This is a genomic window from Kutzneria sp. CA-103260, assembly GCF_018263855.1.
GTDB lineage: Bacteria > Actinomycetota > Actinomycetes > Mycobacteriales > Pseudonocardiaceae > Kutzneria.
The window spans coordinates 9,766,134-9,779,391 of sequence record NZ_CP073318.1 but is presented as its reverse complement, the minus strand read 5'-3'; the positions used below and the strand labels follow the sequence as shown (position 1 = coordinate 9,779,391).

The 13,258-nt window shown below is 70.2% G+C and carries 13 protein-coding genes; 5 read left to right on the top strand and 8 right to left on the bottom strand.

Annotated elements, in window-relative coordinates:
* The first annotated feature begins 9 nt into the window (after positions 1-9).
* Positions 10-813: a 16S rRNA methyltransferase gene (locus JJ691_RS43745; protein ID WP_249227407.1), complete on the top strand. Its 804-nt coding sequence runs from the start codon at positions 10-12 to the stop codon at positions 811-813.
* The gene (locus JJ691_RS43740; RefSeq protein WP_211765291.1) at positions 810-1,634 is read left to right on the top strand and encodes a hypothetical protein; all 825 of its coding nucleotides are present in this window, start codon (positions 810-812) and stop codon (positions 1,632-1,634) included. The genes JJ691_RS43745 and JJ691_RS43740 overlap by 4 nt, the downstream gene beginning before the upstream one ends.
* Positions 1,635-1,715: 81 nt before the next feature.
* On the opposite strand, the gene pruA is transcribed toward JJ691_RS43740, so the two are convergent.
* From pruA to JJ691_RS43725, 3 genes are read right to left on the bottom strand one after another with little or no spacing between them, the layout of a single operon-like run.
* Positions 1,716-3,344 carry an L-glutamate gamma-semialdehyde dehydrogenase gene (gene pruA / locus JJ691_RS43735; protein WP_211765290.1) on the bottom strand — a complete coding sequence of 543 codons (1,629 nt, stop codon included), beginning with the start codon at positions 3,342-3,344 and terminating at the stop codon, positions 1,716-1,718.
* 7 nt (positions 3,345-3,351) lie between these two features.
* The gene (locus JJ691_RS43730) at positions 3,352-3,855 is read right to left on the bottom strand and encodes a DUF6912 family protein (RefSeq protein ID WP_211765289.1); all 504 of its coding nucleotides are present in this window, start codon (positions 3,853-3,855) and stop codon (positions 3,352-3,354) included.
* Positions 3,852-5,249 carry a WS/DGAT/MGAT family O-acyltransferase gene (locus tag JJ691_RS43725; protein WP_211765288.1) on the bottom strand — a complete coding sequence of 466 codons (1,398 nt, stop codon included), beginning with the start codon at positions 5,247-5,249 and terminating at the stop codon, positions 3,852-3,854. Before JJ691_RS43725 ends, JJ691_RS43730 begins: the two co-directional genes overlap by 4 nt.
* A 46-nt stretch (positions 5,250-5,295) precedes the next feature.
* On the opposite strand from JJ691_RS43725, the gene JJ691_RS43720 reads away from it, so the two are divergent.
* Positions 5,296-6,078 carry a TrmH family RNA methyltransferase gene (locus JJ691_RS43720; protein WP_249227406.1) on the top strand — a complete coding sequence of 261 codons (783 nt, stop codon included), beginning with the start codon at positions 5,296-5,298 and terminating at the stop codon, positions 6,076-6,078.
* On the opposite strand, the gene JJ691_RS43715 is transcribed toward JJ691_RS43720, so the two are convergent.
* The 3 genes from JJ691_RS43715 to JJ691_RS43705 all read right to left on the bottom strand — a co-directional run bounded on the left by JJ691_RS43715 (position 6,050) and on the right by JJ691_RS43705 (position 7,487).
* Positions 6,050-6,277, bottom strand: coding sequence for a hypothetical protein (locus JJ691_RS43715; RefSeq protein ID WP_211765286.1), 228 nt, complete (start codon positions 6,275-6,277; stop codon positions 6,050-6,052). The two genes, JJ691_RS43720 and JJ691_RS43715, sit on opposite strands and share 29 nt — an antisense overlap.
* Positions 6,278-6,436: 159 nt before the next feature.
* Entirely contained in the window at positions 6,437-7,021 is a 585-nt protein-coding gene (locus JJ691_RS43710; protein ID WP_211765285.1) for a dihydrofolate reductase family protein, read from the bottom strand.
* Between the two features lie 61 nt (positions 7,022-7,082).
* Positions 7,083-7,487 carry an HAD-IA family hydrolase gene (locus JJ691_RS43705; RefSeq protein ID WP_211772100.1) on the bottom strand — a complete coding sequence of 135 codons (405 nt, stop codon included), beginning with the start codon at positions 7,485-7,487 and terminating at the stop codon, positions 7,083-7,085.
* Between the two features lie 101 nt (positions 7,488-7,588).
* Here JJ691_RS43705 and JJ691_RS43700 point away from each other — a divergent pair, with 101 nt between their 5' ends.
* Positions 7,589-8,044 carry an Rv3235 family protein gene (locus tag JJ691_RS43700; protein WP_211765284.1) on the top strand — a complete coding sequence of 152 codons (456 nt, stop codon included), beginning with the start codon at positions 7,589-7,591 and terminating at the stop codon, positions 8,042-8,044.
* A gap of 52 nt (positions 8,045-8,096) precedes the next feature.
* On the opposite strand, the gene secA is transcribed toward JJ691_RS43700, so the two are convergent.
* Both secA and hpf read right to left on the bottom strand, forming a co-directional pair.
* Positions 8,097-10,907 (bottom strand): preprotein translocase subunit SecA, encoded by a 2,811-nt coding sequence (secA, locus tag JJ691_RS43695; protein WP_211765283.1) that lies wholly within the window; start codon positions 10,905-10,907, stop codon positions 8,097-8,099.
* A gap of 146 nt (positions 10,908-11,053) precedes the next feature.
* Positions 11,054-11,725 (bottom strand): ribosome hibernation-promoting factor, HPF/YfiA family, encoded by a 672-nt coding sequence (gene hpf, locus JJ691_RS43690; RefSeq protein WP_211765282.1) that lies wholly within the window; start codon positions 11,723-11,725, stop codon positions 11,054-11,056.
* 748 nt (positions 11,726-12,473) lie between these two features.
* Here hpf and JJ691_RS43685 point away from each other — a divergent pair.
* Positions 12,474-13,136 (top strand): ComF family protein, encoded by a 663-nt coding sequence (locus JJ691_RS43685; RefSeq protein ID WP_211765281.1) that lies wholly within the window; start codon positions 12,474-12,476, stop codon positions 13,134-13,136.
* Positions 13,137-13,258 lie beyond the last annotated feature (122 nt).

Below are 13,258 nucleotides of genomic sequence, written 5' to 3'. Positions count from 1 at the left end.
TAGGTAGTGGTGGAAGAGGAGAAGCTGGCGAAGGTGCTGGTGGCGGTGCGGGACAGCGCCCGCTACGCCAGCGTCGCCGACGACACGGTGCGCCGCATCGCGACCGCGTCGCTGGCCGCGGCGCGCGGCGATGTCCCCGACGCGGTGAAGCGCACCAAGCGCGGGCTGCACGAGATCTTCGGCGCGTACCTGCCGAGCACGCCCCGGTACGAGAAGATGCTCGGCCTGCTGCGCGAGGCCGAGGGCCGCGACCAGATCCGGGACGTGCTGTCCCGGACGATGTCCTCGCACGCCTCCACCAAGGAGCGGCTGCCCATCCTGGACGAGTTCTACGGCGCCATCTTCGAGCGGCTGCCGCAGCCGCCGAAGGTGATCGCCGACCTGGCCTGCGGCATGAACCCGCTGACCGTCGAGTGGATGCCGGTCGGCGAGGACGTGCTGTACCGGGCCTCGGACATCGACAGCCGGCTGATGGCGTTCCTGGACGAGGCGCTGACCGTGCTGGGCGTGCCGCACGAGGTCGCCGTGCACGACCTGCTGACCGGCCCGGATCCCGCGCCGGCTGACGTGACCATGCTGCTCAAGGCCGTGCCGTGCATCGAGACGCAGCAGAAGCAGCTGGGCTGGGGCCTGATCGACGCCATCAACTCGCCGGTGGTCGTGGTCAGCTTCCCGACCAAGTCGCTCGGGCAGCGCTCCAAGGGCATGTACCGGACCTACTCCAGCGGCTTCGCCGCGCACGCCGAGGGCCGGCCGTGGCAGGTCGACGAGCTGGAGTTCGGCAACGAACTGGTTTACGTGGTTCAGAAGTGATCGCCAGGATCGCCGTCGCCGCCGTCGCCCTGGTCGGTCTGTCGGCGTGCTCGTCGAGCCTCGACGGAGCCGCCGCGTCCGATCCGGCGGTCGCGCCGCCCGCGCAGGCCGCGCTGCCCGACCTGTCCAAGGCGGTGACCGCGAAGCTGGCCGGCAAGGGCTCCGCGAGGTTCACCGTGGACTCCACCACCGAACTGCTCGCCGCCAAGTCCGTGACCTCGGTGACTGGCGCGTTCCGCCGTGACGACCAGGGCCTGTGGCTGACGGCCACGCTCACGGTGAAGTCCCCGGACGCCAGCACGATGTCGTTCGTGCTCACGCCCAGCGCCGTCTACGTGCGGCTGCCGGCCGACCAGAAGCTACCGCCGGACAAGCCCTGGGTGCGGGCCACCGACGGCGGCTCCGACGCGTTCTCGCAGGAGTTCGCCCCGCTGTTCGCTTCGCTGAAGCAGTCCACCCTGTCGCCTTTGGCGGTGCCGCTCGACGCCTCGTCGACCACCGTCACCGGCACGGATGTGCAGCCCGTGGGCGTGGTGCCGGCGCGGCACTACACCCTGCGCACCGACCTGGCCGCCATGGCCAAGACGCTGCCCGACGGGCCGTTGAAGGACACGACACTGCTGGAGGCCAAGCTCGGCCCCATGGTCGACGAGCTCTGGGTCGGCAACGGCAACGTGCCGCTGAAGTCGGAGTCCAAGCTGGACGTGTCCGCCACCACCGGCACACTCACCGTCAGCCGCACCTATTCCGGCTGGGGCCAACCCGTCGACGTTCCCGTCCCACCCGACACCCAACTCTCCCCGCCACCCGCCGGCAGCTGATGTCAGGAATGCTCCTTTCCTCACGTTCAACGTCAGGAATGCTCCTTTCCTGACGTTGAACGTGCGAAAGCGTCCTTTCACTCAGGCCATGTGCGGGTAGCCGTGGGTGGTCGGCGGGACCAGGGTCTCCTTGACCGAGCGCGGGCTCGTCCAGCGGGTCAGGTTCAGGATCGAGCCCGCCTTGTCGTTCGTGCCCGAGGACCGGCTGCCGCCGAACGGCTGCTGCCCCACGACCGCCCCGGTGGGCTTGTCGTTGACGTAGAAGTTGCCGGCCGAGAAGCGCAGCGCCCGGTGTGCCTGCTCGATCACCGCGCGGTCGGTGGCGAACACGGCGCCGGTCAGCGCGTACGGCGTCGAGGTGTCGACCAGTTCCAGCACCGAGGCGAAGTCGGCGTCCTCGTAGACGTGCACGGACAGAATCGGCCCGAAGTACTCGGTGGTGAACACGTCGTGCCGCGGATCCTCGCCGACCAGCACCGTCGGCTGCACGAAGTAGCCGACGCGGTCGTCGGCGACGCCGCCGACCAGGATGTCGACCAGCCGCTCGTTGCGAACCCGTTCGAACAGCTCGCTGTGCTTGCCGAACGCCCGCGAGTCGATGACGGCGCCGCCGAAGTGGGAGAAGTCAGTGACGTCGCCGAAGCTGAGGCCGCGCGTCACGTCCGCGAGCTGTTCGCGGACCCCGCCGTCCCACAGCGACCGGGCGATGTAGGCGCGTGAGGCCGCCGAGCACTTCTGGCCCTGGTACTCGAACGCGCCCCGGACCAGGGCCGTGACCAGCGCGTCGGGGTCGGCCGACGGATGCGCGACGACGAAGTCCTTGCCGCCGGTCTCGCCGACGATGCGCGGATAGGACCAGTAGTGGTCGAGGTTGTCGGCCATGGTCCGCCACAGCCGCTTGAACGTGGCGGTCGAGCCGGTGAAGTGCAGGCCGGCGAAGTCCCGGTCGGCCAGCGCCACCTCGCTGACCGCGGCGCCGTCGCCGGTGACCATGTTGACCACACCCGGCGGCAGCCCGGCCGCCTCCAGCAGCTGCATGGTGAAGTGCGCGGCCAGCTGCTGCGTCGGCGACGGCTTCCACACCACGGTGTTGCCCATCAGCGCCGGTGACATCGGCAGGTTGCCGGCGATGGCGGTGAAGTTGAACGGCGTGATCGCCACGACGAAGCCGTCCAGCGGGCGGTGGTCGAACCGGTTCCACACGCCGGGGCTGGACTTCGGCTGCTCGGCGATCAGCTGCCGAGCGAAGGCCGCGTTGAACCGGAAGAAGTCGATCAGCTCGCAGGCCGAGTCGATCTCCGCCTGCTGCACCGACTTGGACTGGCCGAGGATCGTCGCGGCGTTGAGCGTGTCCCGCCACGGGCCGGCGAGCAGGTCGGCGGCGCGCAGCAGAATCGCGGCGCGCTCGTCGAACGGCAGTTCACGCCAAGCGGGCGCGGCGTCCTTGGCCGCCTGCACGGCATCGGCGACGTCGTCCTTGCTGGCCTGCGCGGTCACCCCCAGCACGTGGGCGTGATCGTGCGGCTGGACCACGTCGACCGGCTCGCCGGCGGCCATCCGCCGGCGACCGCCGATCGTCATGGTCAGTTCGTGCCGGCTGCCTTCGAGCTCGGCGACGCGGCGCTGGAGCGACTCGCGTTCGGCGCTGCCGGGGGCGTAGGAGCGAACCGGCTCGTTGTACGGCTGGGGTACCGAGGTGACCGCGTCCATGGACCCATCACATCAGCTCCAGCAGGAATGGCAACTCCTGCGGCGCGTACCAGGCCAGGGCGTGGTCCTCGGCGCTGCCCACGGTGAACTCGGCGTCCGGGTCGCCCAGGTCGGCCGCGTCGACCACGGCCGAGGCCGCCCGCACCGCCGGCTCGGCTTCGGCGGTGTCCACGTGCACGGAGGCGATCATCTTCATGGTCACCGTGCCCGGCACCTTGACCACCGAGTAGTCCAGGTCCGGCCGCAGCTTCACGTCGTCGACGTCGGCGGCGATCACCGCCCGGCGCGGCAGTGCCTCCGGGTTCTCCGACAGCTCGGCGGCCAGCAGCCGTAGCGAGGCGCGGGCCGCGTCCAGCATCGCGATGTACTCCATGTCCTCGGTGTCGCCCGAGGCGTAGGACTCACGCAGCGCCGGGGTGAGCGCGAACGCGGTTCCGCCAACCGGCCGGAACTCCTCGTCGGACACCAACTGGCGCAGCAAACCGAGTGTGGCGGGCAGGAACACCCTCATGACGTGGCCACCGTTCCGACGAGTTCTTCCAACGACTCCTCGACCATGCCGGCCACGACGTCCACATCGGACATCGCGTCCCGGTCCGCGTTCAGTCCGAAGTAGACACCTCCGTCGTAGGAGGTGACCCCGATGGACAGCGCCTGGTTCTTGGCCAGCGGCACGATCGGGAACATCTCGATCATCTTCGCACCGGCCGCGTACAGCGGGACCTGCGGGCCCGGCACGTTGGTCACCACCACGTTGAAGATGCGGCGGGAGAACGAGCTGGCCGCGCGCGCCCCTAACGCGTGCAGCGTGGGCGGCGTGATGCCGCCGACCCGGACCAGGGTGTCGGCGGCGACCGACTGGCCGGACTCCTTGTGCGCGCGCATCGCGTGGCTGATGTGGTGCAGCCGCACCACCGGGTTCGGCTCGCCCACCGGCAGGTCCACCAGGTACGCCTGCACCTTGCTGCCGACGCCGTTCTCCGAGTCGGTGTCACGGACCGACAGCGGCACCAGCGCGCGGATCGTCGCGTACGAGTTGACCGCCTCACCACGGGACAGCAGCCAGTTCCGCAGCGCGCCCGACACCGTGGCCAGCACCGCGTCGTTGACCGTGCCGCCGTGGGCCTTGCGGACCGCGCGGAAGTCGTCCAGCTTGGTCTGGGCCGTCGCGAACCGCCGCTGGTGCGAGATGCGGACGTTCAGCGGACTGCCCGGCGCCGGGCGCGCCGCCGCCTTCACCGCCGACACCACGCCGGTGACCGCCTCTGCCACCTTCTGCACCGTCGCCGCCGCGTCCAACGCCGCCGACCGGGCGTTCTCCACCAGCTCGCCGGGCCGCTGCACCATCTCGGCCACCGCGTCGAAGATCAGCTGCGGCGCGCCCGGCTCCGGCTGCGGCATCCACAGGTTCTCCGCCGGCGGCCGCGGCGTGGCCGACACGTCCAGGATCACCTGGCCCAGCTCGACCGCGCCGATGCCGTCCACCATGGCGTGGTGGGTCTTGGTGATCACCGCGATCCGGTTCCGCTCCAGGCCCTCCACCAGGTAGGTCTCCCAAAGCGGGCGGGTGTGGTCCAGGGGCCGGGACATCAGGCGGGCCGCCAGGTCGTTGAGCTGCTCGTCGCTGCCCGGCTTGGGCAGCGCGGAGCGGCGCACGTGATAGGTGACGTCGAAGTCGGGGTCGTCCGCCCAGACCGGGCGGGCCAGCCGGCCCGGCACCTGGACCACTTTCTGCCGGTAGCGGGGCACCAGCGACAGCCGCTGCTCGATCAGCGCGACCAGGCCGTCGTAGTCGAAGCCGGTCCGGGGCTTGCGAAAGACCGCGATCCCGCCGACGTGCATCGGGGTCGTCTGGTCTTCCAGGTACAGGAACGACGCGTCCAGCGCCGAGAGGCGGTCCGGCATGGTGCCGATCCTGGCACATCCCCACCGCTGTGCCATCCTGCTTGGCGTGCGTGAGGTCCCCGATGTCGACAATGTCTCCCCCAAGGATCGGTTCGTCACCGTCTACGGGCGCAAGCCGGTCCTGGAGGCATTGGCCGACGACGGTCTGTCCGTCGACAAGGTCGTGCTCGCCGACAGCGCCCGCGGGCCGGCCGCCCGGGAGATCCTCGACGCCGCCCGGGCCCGGGGCGTCCAGGTCCAGCGGGCGTCCGCGCAGCGGGTGAAGGTGCTCGCCGGCAACGGCAAGCAGGACCAGGGCGTGCTGGCCGACGTCGTCGCTCCCCGGATGCGGACGTTGGCTGCCGCGCTGGGTGATCGCCGTCCGCCGACGTCCGTGCTGCTGCTCGACGGGATCACCACCCCCGCCAACGTCGGCATGATCCTGCGCACCGCCACCGCCGCCGGTCTCGACGGCATCGTCGTGCCGCGCAAGGGCGTGGCCACCATCGATCCCCTCGTCGTGAAGGCTTCCGCCGGCGTCGCCTTCACCGCCCCCGTGCTCCGCTGCTACACCGCCGAGGAAGCCGCCGGCCTGCTGCGCTCCGCCGGCTACACCCTCGTCGCCATGGACGCCGGCGCCCGGCACACCGTGTTCACCGCCGACTTCCCCGCCAAGGTCGCCTTCGTGCTCGGCAGCGAGACCTCCGGCGTCACCGACGGCGTGCGCCCCCTGATCAACCGCTGGGTCTCCATCCCCATGTCCGGCGGCGTCGAGTCGTTGAACGTCGCCAGCGCCGCCGCCGTCCTCTGCTTCGAACTCGTCAGGCGGTCTCGACCCGATAGTCGATGATCCGGCTCCCCCGGCAGGTGGCCGTGGATCCGTTCGCCCCGGCCAGCGGTCCCCGCACCGTCCAGCCTCCCTGCGGCTTGCCCGGATCCCCGCACTGCGCGATGACCCGGTAGACCGGCATCGGGCACACTGCCGTCACCGACTGCCCGTGCGCCGTCGTCGCGAAGGTGAACGTGCAGGCCAGCACCAGTGCGTCCATGCCTGCGGACGCTAGCGGCGACGGCCGCCCGCTCCCGATTCGTTCCCCCGACCGAGGGACCGAGTTATCCACAGCCACCCCGCTACCAAGATCGTCCACCGTGGTGCGCGGGTAGACTGAGCCTGGGCACGCCCCCCGGGAGTGGTGGGTGGTGGGTCTTTATCGCCGGGCATAGTGAGCGATAATCACGCCCTTGCTCGTTGACACGCAGCCCGTCAGCTCCAGCTCCGCCATCGGCGCGGGGCCGTCGAACAGCCGCGTGCCGCTGCCCAGGGTCAGCGGGTGGATGAGCAGCGTGTACGTGTCGATCAGCCCGGCGGCGTGCAGACTCCGCACCAGCGACGCGCTGCCGTTGATGGCCAGGTCGTTGCCGGGCTGGGCCTTCAGCTCGGCCACGGTCTGCACGGCGTCGCCGCGCAGCAGGACGGAGTTCTGCCACGCGTCGGCGTCCGGCAGGCTCCGCGACACGACGTACTTGGTGGCGGCGTTCATGAGCGTGGTGTACGGGTTGCCGTCGGTGGCACGCCCCCAGGCGGCGGTGAAGTCCTGCCAGGTCCGCCGCCCGAACAGCAGGTCGCCGGCCTTGGCCATGCCCTGGCCGAGTTCGCGCAGCATGACCTCATCGTTGTACCGAGGTCCCCAGCCGCCGTGCCTGAAGCCGCCGCGAGTGTCCTCGTCGGCACGCCCTAGGCCCTGCACGACGCCGTCGAGGGTGACGAACATGGTGGCCGTGATGGAACGCATGGTCGGTCCTTCCGGTGTGGACCGCGGGTGTGCGGCCCGGTCACCAGCTACACGAACGACCTCAGGCGAAATCGACACCGAGCAGGGTGCTGAGCTCGGCCAGGGTGGACGGCACGGAGGTGTGGTGCACGCCGACCAAGCCGGCGGTGACGGCGCCGCGGATGTTGACGGCGAGGTCGTCGACGAAGACGCACTCCCCCGGCGCCAGGCCGAGTCGGGAGACGGTGAGCCGGTAGATCTCGGTGTCGGGCTTGGCCACGCCGACGTCGCCGGAGAAGACGAGCACGTCGAAAAGCCGCTCCAGCCAAGGGATCGGCTCGCCGGGACCGTCCGCGTTGGACAGCAGCGCGGTGCGGATGCCGGCCCGGCGGGCGGCGAGCACGGCGCCGATCAGCGGGGGCTCGGCGGCGGCGTCGGGGCCGCGGTCGGTGAGCACACCGCCGAAGTCGACGACTAGTCCCTTCATCACCCCATCAGGCTACGGCGGTCCGCCGGTGTCCGATATGCGGCTCTGTCGGGCCATGGGGGAGCGAGAAAACGGGGGCTTCATTGGCTCAGCCATGGCGTATGACCACGATCGCGGAACCGATCGTGCTGCGGGCACTGCCCGACTATGAACCGAAACCCGGCCCGCCGCCGCGACCGACCCACCTCGCCCGGCGCCGGCTGCGGGTGGTGGCCGACCCGCCGCCGGCGTCGCCGCCGGTCGGCGAGGTGCCGCCGGCGGTGGCCAGCCGCATCCGCAACCTGATCAACCAGGTGCTGGAGGCGATCGACGGCCGACGCCCGGTGGTCCAGCTCCGCCAGCAGTTCACGCCGACGGCCTACGGATCGATCGAGACCAGGGCCCGCGGTCGGACCACGACGCACCGGAGCCGGCTGCGCAGCCTGCACGCCCAACAGCCGGTAGAGGGCATCGTGGAGGCGTGCGGGATCGCGGAGATCGACACCCGGCTGCGGGCGCTGGCCGCCCAGTTCGAGGTGCGGGAACCGTTGCGCTGCAACGTGTTCCGGGTGCTGTAAAGAAGAACGGGGCGGACCTTCGAAAGGTCCGCCCCGTTCTCGCGTTCAGACGTCAGCGACGCGGGCGCTTGCGGTCCTGCTTGGACTGCGACCGAGCCGCGGCGCGGCGTTCACGACGGGTGCCGGCGCCATCGCCGTCGGCCTTGTCCTGACGGGAGTCCGCGTCGCCGTCCTCGTTCGGACCGCTGTAGGACAGCCGCTGCTGCTCGTGCTGCCCCAGGCCCTTGCCCCGCAGCGCCGGCGGCACCTGGCTGCCGGGCGCGGGCTGCGGCGGGGCCGGCGGCGCGGCCACCGCACCCTGCTGCTGGGCCTGCGCGACGGCGATCTGCGGCACATCGGCCGCGGCGACCTGCACGGGCTCCGGCTCGGCCGCCTCGACCTGGAGGTTGAACAGGAAGCCGATGGTCTCCTCCTTGAGGCCCTCCAACATGCCGTTGAACATGTCGAAGCCCTCGCGCTGGTACTCGACCAGCGGGTCGCGCTGGGCCATGGCCCGCAGGCCGATGCCCTCCTTGAGGTAGTCCATCTCGTAGAGGTGCTCGCGCCACTTGCGGTCCAGCACCGACAGCACGACGCGGCGCTCCAGCTCGCGCATGGCGCCCTCGCCGACCTTGCCGTCGATGTCGGTCTCGCGGCCGGAGTAGGCGGACCGGGCGTCGTCGAGCACGGCTTCCAGCAGCCGCTCACCGGTCAGGTCCTCGGACTCGTCCTCGGTCAGCTCATCCCAGCTCAGCGACACCGGGTACAGCGTCTTGAGCGCGGTCCACAGCTTCTCGTGGTCCCAGTCCTCCGAGTAGCCGCCCTCGGTGGCCCCGTTGACGTACGCGGTGACCACGTCGGTGATCATCTGCTCCACGTTGTCGTGCAGGTCCTCGCCCTCGAGCACGAGGCGGCGCTCGGCGTAGATCACCTTGCGCTGCTGGTTCATCACCTCGTCGTACTTGAGCACGTTCTTGCGGATCTCGAAGTTCTGCTGCTCGACCTGGGTCTGCGCGCTGCGGATGGCCCGCGTGACCATCTTGTGCTCGATCGGCACGTCGTCCGGCACCCGCAGCCGGTTCATCACGACCTCGACCATGGAGGCGTTGAACCGCCGCATCAGCTCGTCACCCAGCGACAGGTAGAACCGGGACTCGCCCGGGTCGCCCTGACGGCCAGAACGGCCGCGCAGCTGGTTGTCGATGCGCCGCGACTCGTGCCGCTCGGTGCCCAGCACGTACAGGCCGCCGGCCTCGCGCACCTCGTCGGCCTCGGCCTTGACCTGCGCCTTGGCGTCCTCGAGCGTGGCCGCGAAGGCGGCGCGCCACTCGTCCGGGGTCTCGTCCGGGTCCAGGCCGCGGGCCCGCAGGTCCTCCTCGGCGATGGACTCCGGGTTGCCGCCGAGCATGATGTCGGTGCCTCGACCGGCCATGTTGGTGGCCACGGTGACCGCGCCCTTGTGGCCGGCCTGGGCGACGAACAACGCCTCCTTGGCGTGGTTCTTCGCGTTCAGCACGTTGTGCGGGATGCCCCGCTTGACCAGCAGCTTCGACAGGTACTCGGACCGCTCGACGCTGGTGGTGCCGATCAGGACCGGCTGGCCCTTCTCGTGCCGCTCGGCGATGTCGTCGGCGACCGCCTCGAACTTGGCCTCCTCGGTCTTGTAGACCAGGTCCGGCATGTCGCGGCGGATCATCGGCTTGTTGGTCGGGATCGGCACCACGCCGATCTTGTACGTCTGGTGGAACTCGGCCGCCTCGGTCTCGGCGGTGCCGGTCATGCCGCCGAGCTTGTCGTAGAGCCGGAAGAAGTTCTGCAGCGTGATCGTGGCCAGCGTCTGGTTCTCGGCCTTGATCTCGACGCCTTCCTTGGCCTCGATCGCCTGGTGCATGCCCTCGTTGTAGCGGCGGCCGGCCAGCACGCGGCCGGTGAACTCGTCGACGATGAGCACCTCGCCGTCGCGCACCAGGTAGTCCTTGTCGCGCTTGTACAGCTCCTTGGCCTTGAGCGCGTTGTTCAGGTAGCCGACCAGCGGGCTGTTCGCGGCCTCGTACAGGTTGTCGATGCCGAGCTGGTCCTCGATGAAGGTCACGCCGGCCTCGGTGACGCCGACCGTGCGCTTGCGCTCGTCCACCTCGTAGTGGGTCTCGTTGCGCATCATCGGCGCGAGCCGGGCGAACTCCTGGTACCAGCGCGAGGACTGGTCGGCCGGGCCGGAGATGATCAGCGGCGTGCGGGCCTCGTCGATCAGGATCGAGTCCACCTCGTCGACGATGGCGTAGTTGTGGCCGCGCTGGACGCACTCGTCCAGGGTCCACGCCATGTTGTCGCGCAGGTAGTCGAAGCCGAACTCGTTGTTGGTGCCGTAGGTGATGTCCGCGTTGTACGCCTCGCGCCGCTGCTCGGGCGTCATGTCGGCGATGATCACGCCGACCTTCAGGCCCAGGAAGCGGTGGATGCGGCCCATCCACTCGGCGTCGCGCTTGGCCAGGTAGTCGTTGGTGGTGATGACGTGCACGCCGTCACCCGCCAGGGCGTTGAGGTAGGCCGGCAGCACACAGGTCAGGGTCTTGCCCTCACCGGTGCGCATCTCGGAGATGTGCCCGAGGTGCAGCGCCGCGCCGCCCATCAGCTGCACGTCGTAGTGGCGCTGGCCGATCACCCGCTTGGCCGCCTCGCGGGTCACCGCGAAGGCCTCCGGCAGCAGCTCGTCCAGGCTCTCGCCGTCGGCATAGCGTTGGCGGAACTCGTCGGTCCTGGCCCGCAGCTCATCGTCGGAAAGGTCGACGACGTCCTCTTCGAGAGAGTTGATGAGCTTCGCGATGTTGCGCAGGCGCTTGAGGATCTTGCCTTCGCCGGCGCGAAGCAATCGGGACAGGACCATCCGGGGGACCTCGCTCGTCGGGTTCTCGTCACGCGCCCTGGGTGCGGACGCCCTTTTCCGTCATCGTAGGCGGACCGACCGTCAGCAGGTAACGGCCGGCCCCCAGTACAACGTGGGAGCCGGCCGTCGAGGTTCCCGGGTGCGTGTCAGCCCAGCCTGATCACGCCGTAGTCGAATCCCTTCCTGCGGTAGACGACGCTCGCACACTGCTTGTCGGCGTCGTGGAAGAGGTAGAAGTCGTGTCCGACCAGCTCCATCTCGTAGAGGGCCTGGTCGACGGTCATCGGCTTGGCTGGATGCTCCTTCTCGCGGACGATCTGCCCCGGAAGCGACTCGTCGACGGCGGCCTCGTCCCACCGCTGGGCCGGCACTTCGGCCAGGCCCGGGTCGTAGGCGGGCGCCATCTCCAACACGGCTGTCGCGGCGGTCTGCGCGACACCGTCGTCGATGGGGGAAGCCAGGGCGCCGATAGCGCCAGTGGCCTCGGCGACCGACGCGGGACTGCGACGGCCGTAGTGCACGCGGCGACGATCATGCATCTTGCGCAGCCGGTTCTCCAGCTTGTTCACCGCGCAGTCGAGCGCTCCGTAGAAGTCGCCGGCGCATGCCTCGGCACGCACCACGGGGCCCCGCCCCTTGGCTGTGATCTCGACCCGCTGGCAGTTCTTGGACTGCCGGCGGTTGGGCTCGTGGAACAGTTCCACGTCGAATCGGATGACCTTCTTGTCGTAGCGCTCAAGACGGGCCAGCTTGTCGGCCACGTGCACCCGGTAGTGATCGGGCACCTCGACGTTGCGGCCCTTCACGACGATGTCCATACACGACCTCCCTCGCTGCTGCGAGAACATCAATGCTGGGGATGGTGTTCGGCGCCGGGTGGTGACCGAGGCGGCTCAGATGCCGCTGCTCGCCGGCGCCAGGGTCATGGGCTGTTCGCCTCCTCCCCGCGGGCCGGAATGCTTGATAGCGGAGCACGTTAGCCCCGGATTCGCCGTTGCGACAGACCCCGTTGCTGGAGAGTTCAGGTCACCACGTTCCGTGACCGATCGAGTCGCGGGCACGGGCCGGGAACGCGCCCAGGGCACGGAGCGCACCGAACGGGTGGGCCACGCTTCACTCCGACGGCGCAGGACCCATGCCGGCCGAGGTCGCCAACCTACTGCGGCGAACGGGCTGAGCAAGGGCCTCATATCGGGGCAACGTGCCAGTCCAGCTCGGGGTTCCCGGTCACGTGTGCGAGCCGCCGCCACCGCATCGGGTCGCCCCGATGGTGGTAGTCGCGGTACGCGACCGGCCAGCGACGGCGATCTTCGCGTGACCGGCCGGAACCGGGGACAGTGATCGAGTCCCCCGGACCAAGTTCACCCATGTGGGTGGTATCGGGTGATCACCCGTACCGAAGGTCGTGGCCAGAAACCCAACATTCGCTTCACGCGCACCCCCAGGTCGCGGTGTGAGGTTCTCTCACTCATGCGAAGACTCTTCAGGTTTGAGGCGATACCCGAACTCACGGGTAATAAACACGGGCCGCCGGGACTGCCAGGTTCGGGGTGCATGGTGGGGCCCATGACGACGAAACTGCTCGATCTTGTCCTGCCGGTCCGCTGCGTCGGCTGCCGAACGAATGGTCGGTTGTGGTGCGAGTCCTGCGCGACCGAATTCGGCGGCCCGTCGCCGGTCCGCCGGCCCACCATCTCGGCCGGCCCGCCGGCCTACGCCCTGGCCGGTTATCGCGGCCCCGCCCGAGACGCGGTGCTGGCGTACAAGGAGCGCGGCCGGCGCGAGCTGGCCCAGCCGCTGGGGGTCGCCGTGGCCAAGGCCCTGCCATGGGTGCCCGAAGCGCGGCCCGGCCCGGACGGCGTCTGGTGGCTGGTGCCGGCCCCGTCGCGGCGGCGGACCTCCCGGCTGCGGGGCGGCGAGCACATGACCAACCTGGCCCGCTGGTGCGCCACCGAGCTGGCCAGGTCCGGTCATGGCGTCGCGGTGGCCCCGGTGCTGGAGCTGGCCCCCTCGGCCACCGACTCCGTCGGGCTGGACCCGACCGCCCGCGCCGCCAACCTGGCCGGCCGGGTACGCCTGCGACCTCGGGCCGCGCCGCCCCGCGGCAGCCCCGTCGTCCTACTCGACGACGTCATCACCACCGGCGCCACCGCCGCCGCGTGCCACCAGGTGCTCACCGCCGCCGGCTTGGAGGTCACGGCAATAGTCGCGCTGACCAGCACGGACTAACCAACCCACCGCCAACCAACCTACCGATCCTGGCGCCAACTCGGGAGAGTGCGAGGCCCCGCCGGTGCTTCGCCCGGTTGGCGGATTTCGCCCGCCGCCACCCACGCGCCCCACCACCCAGG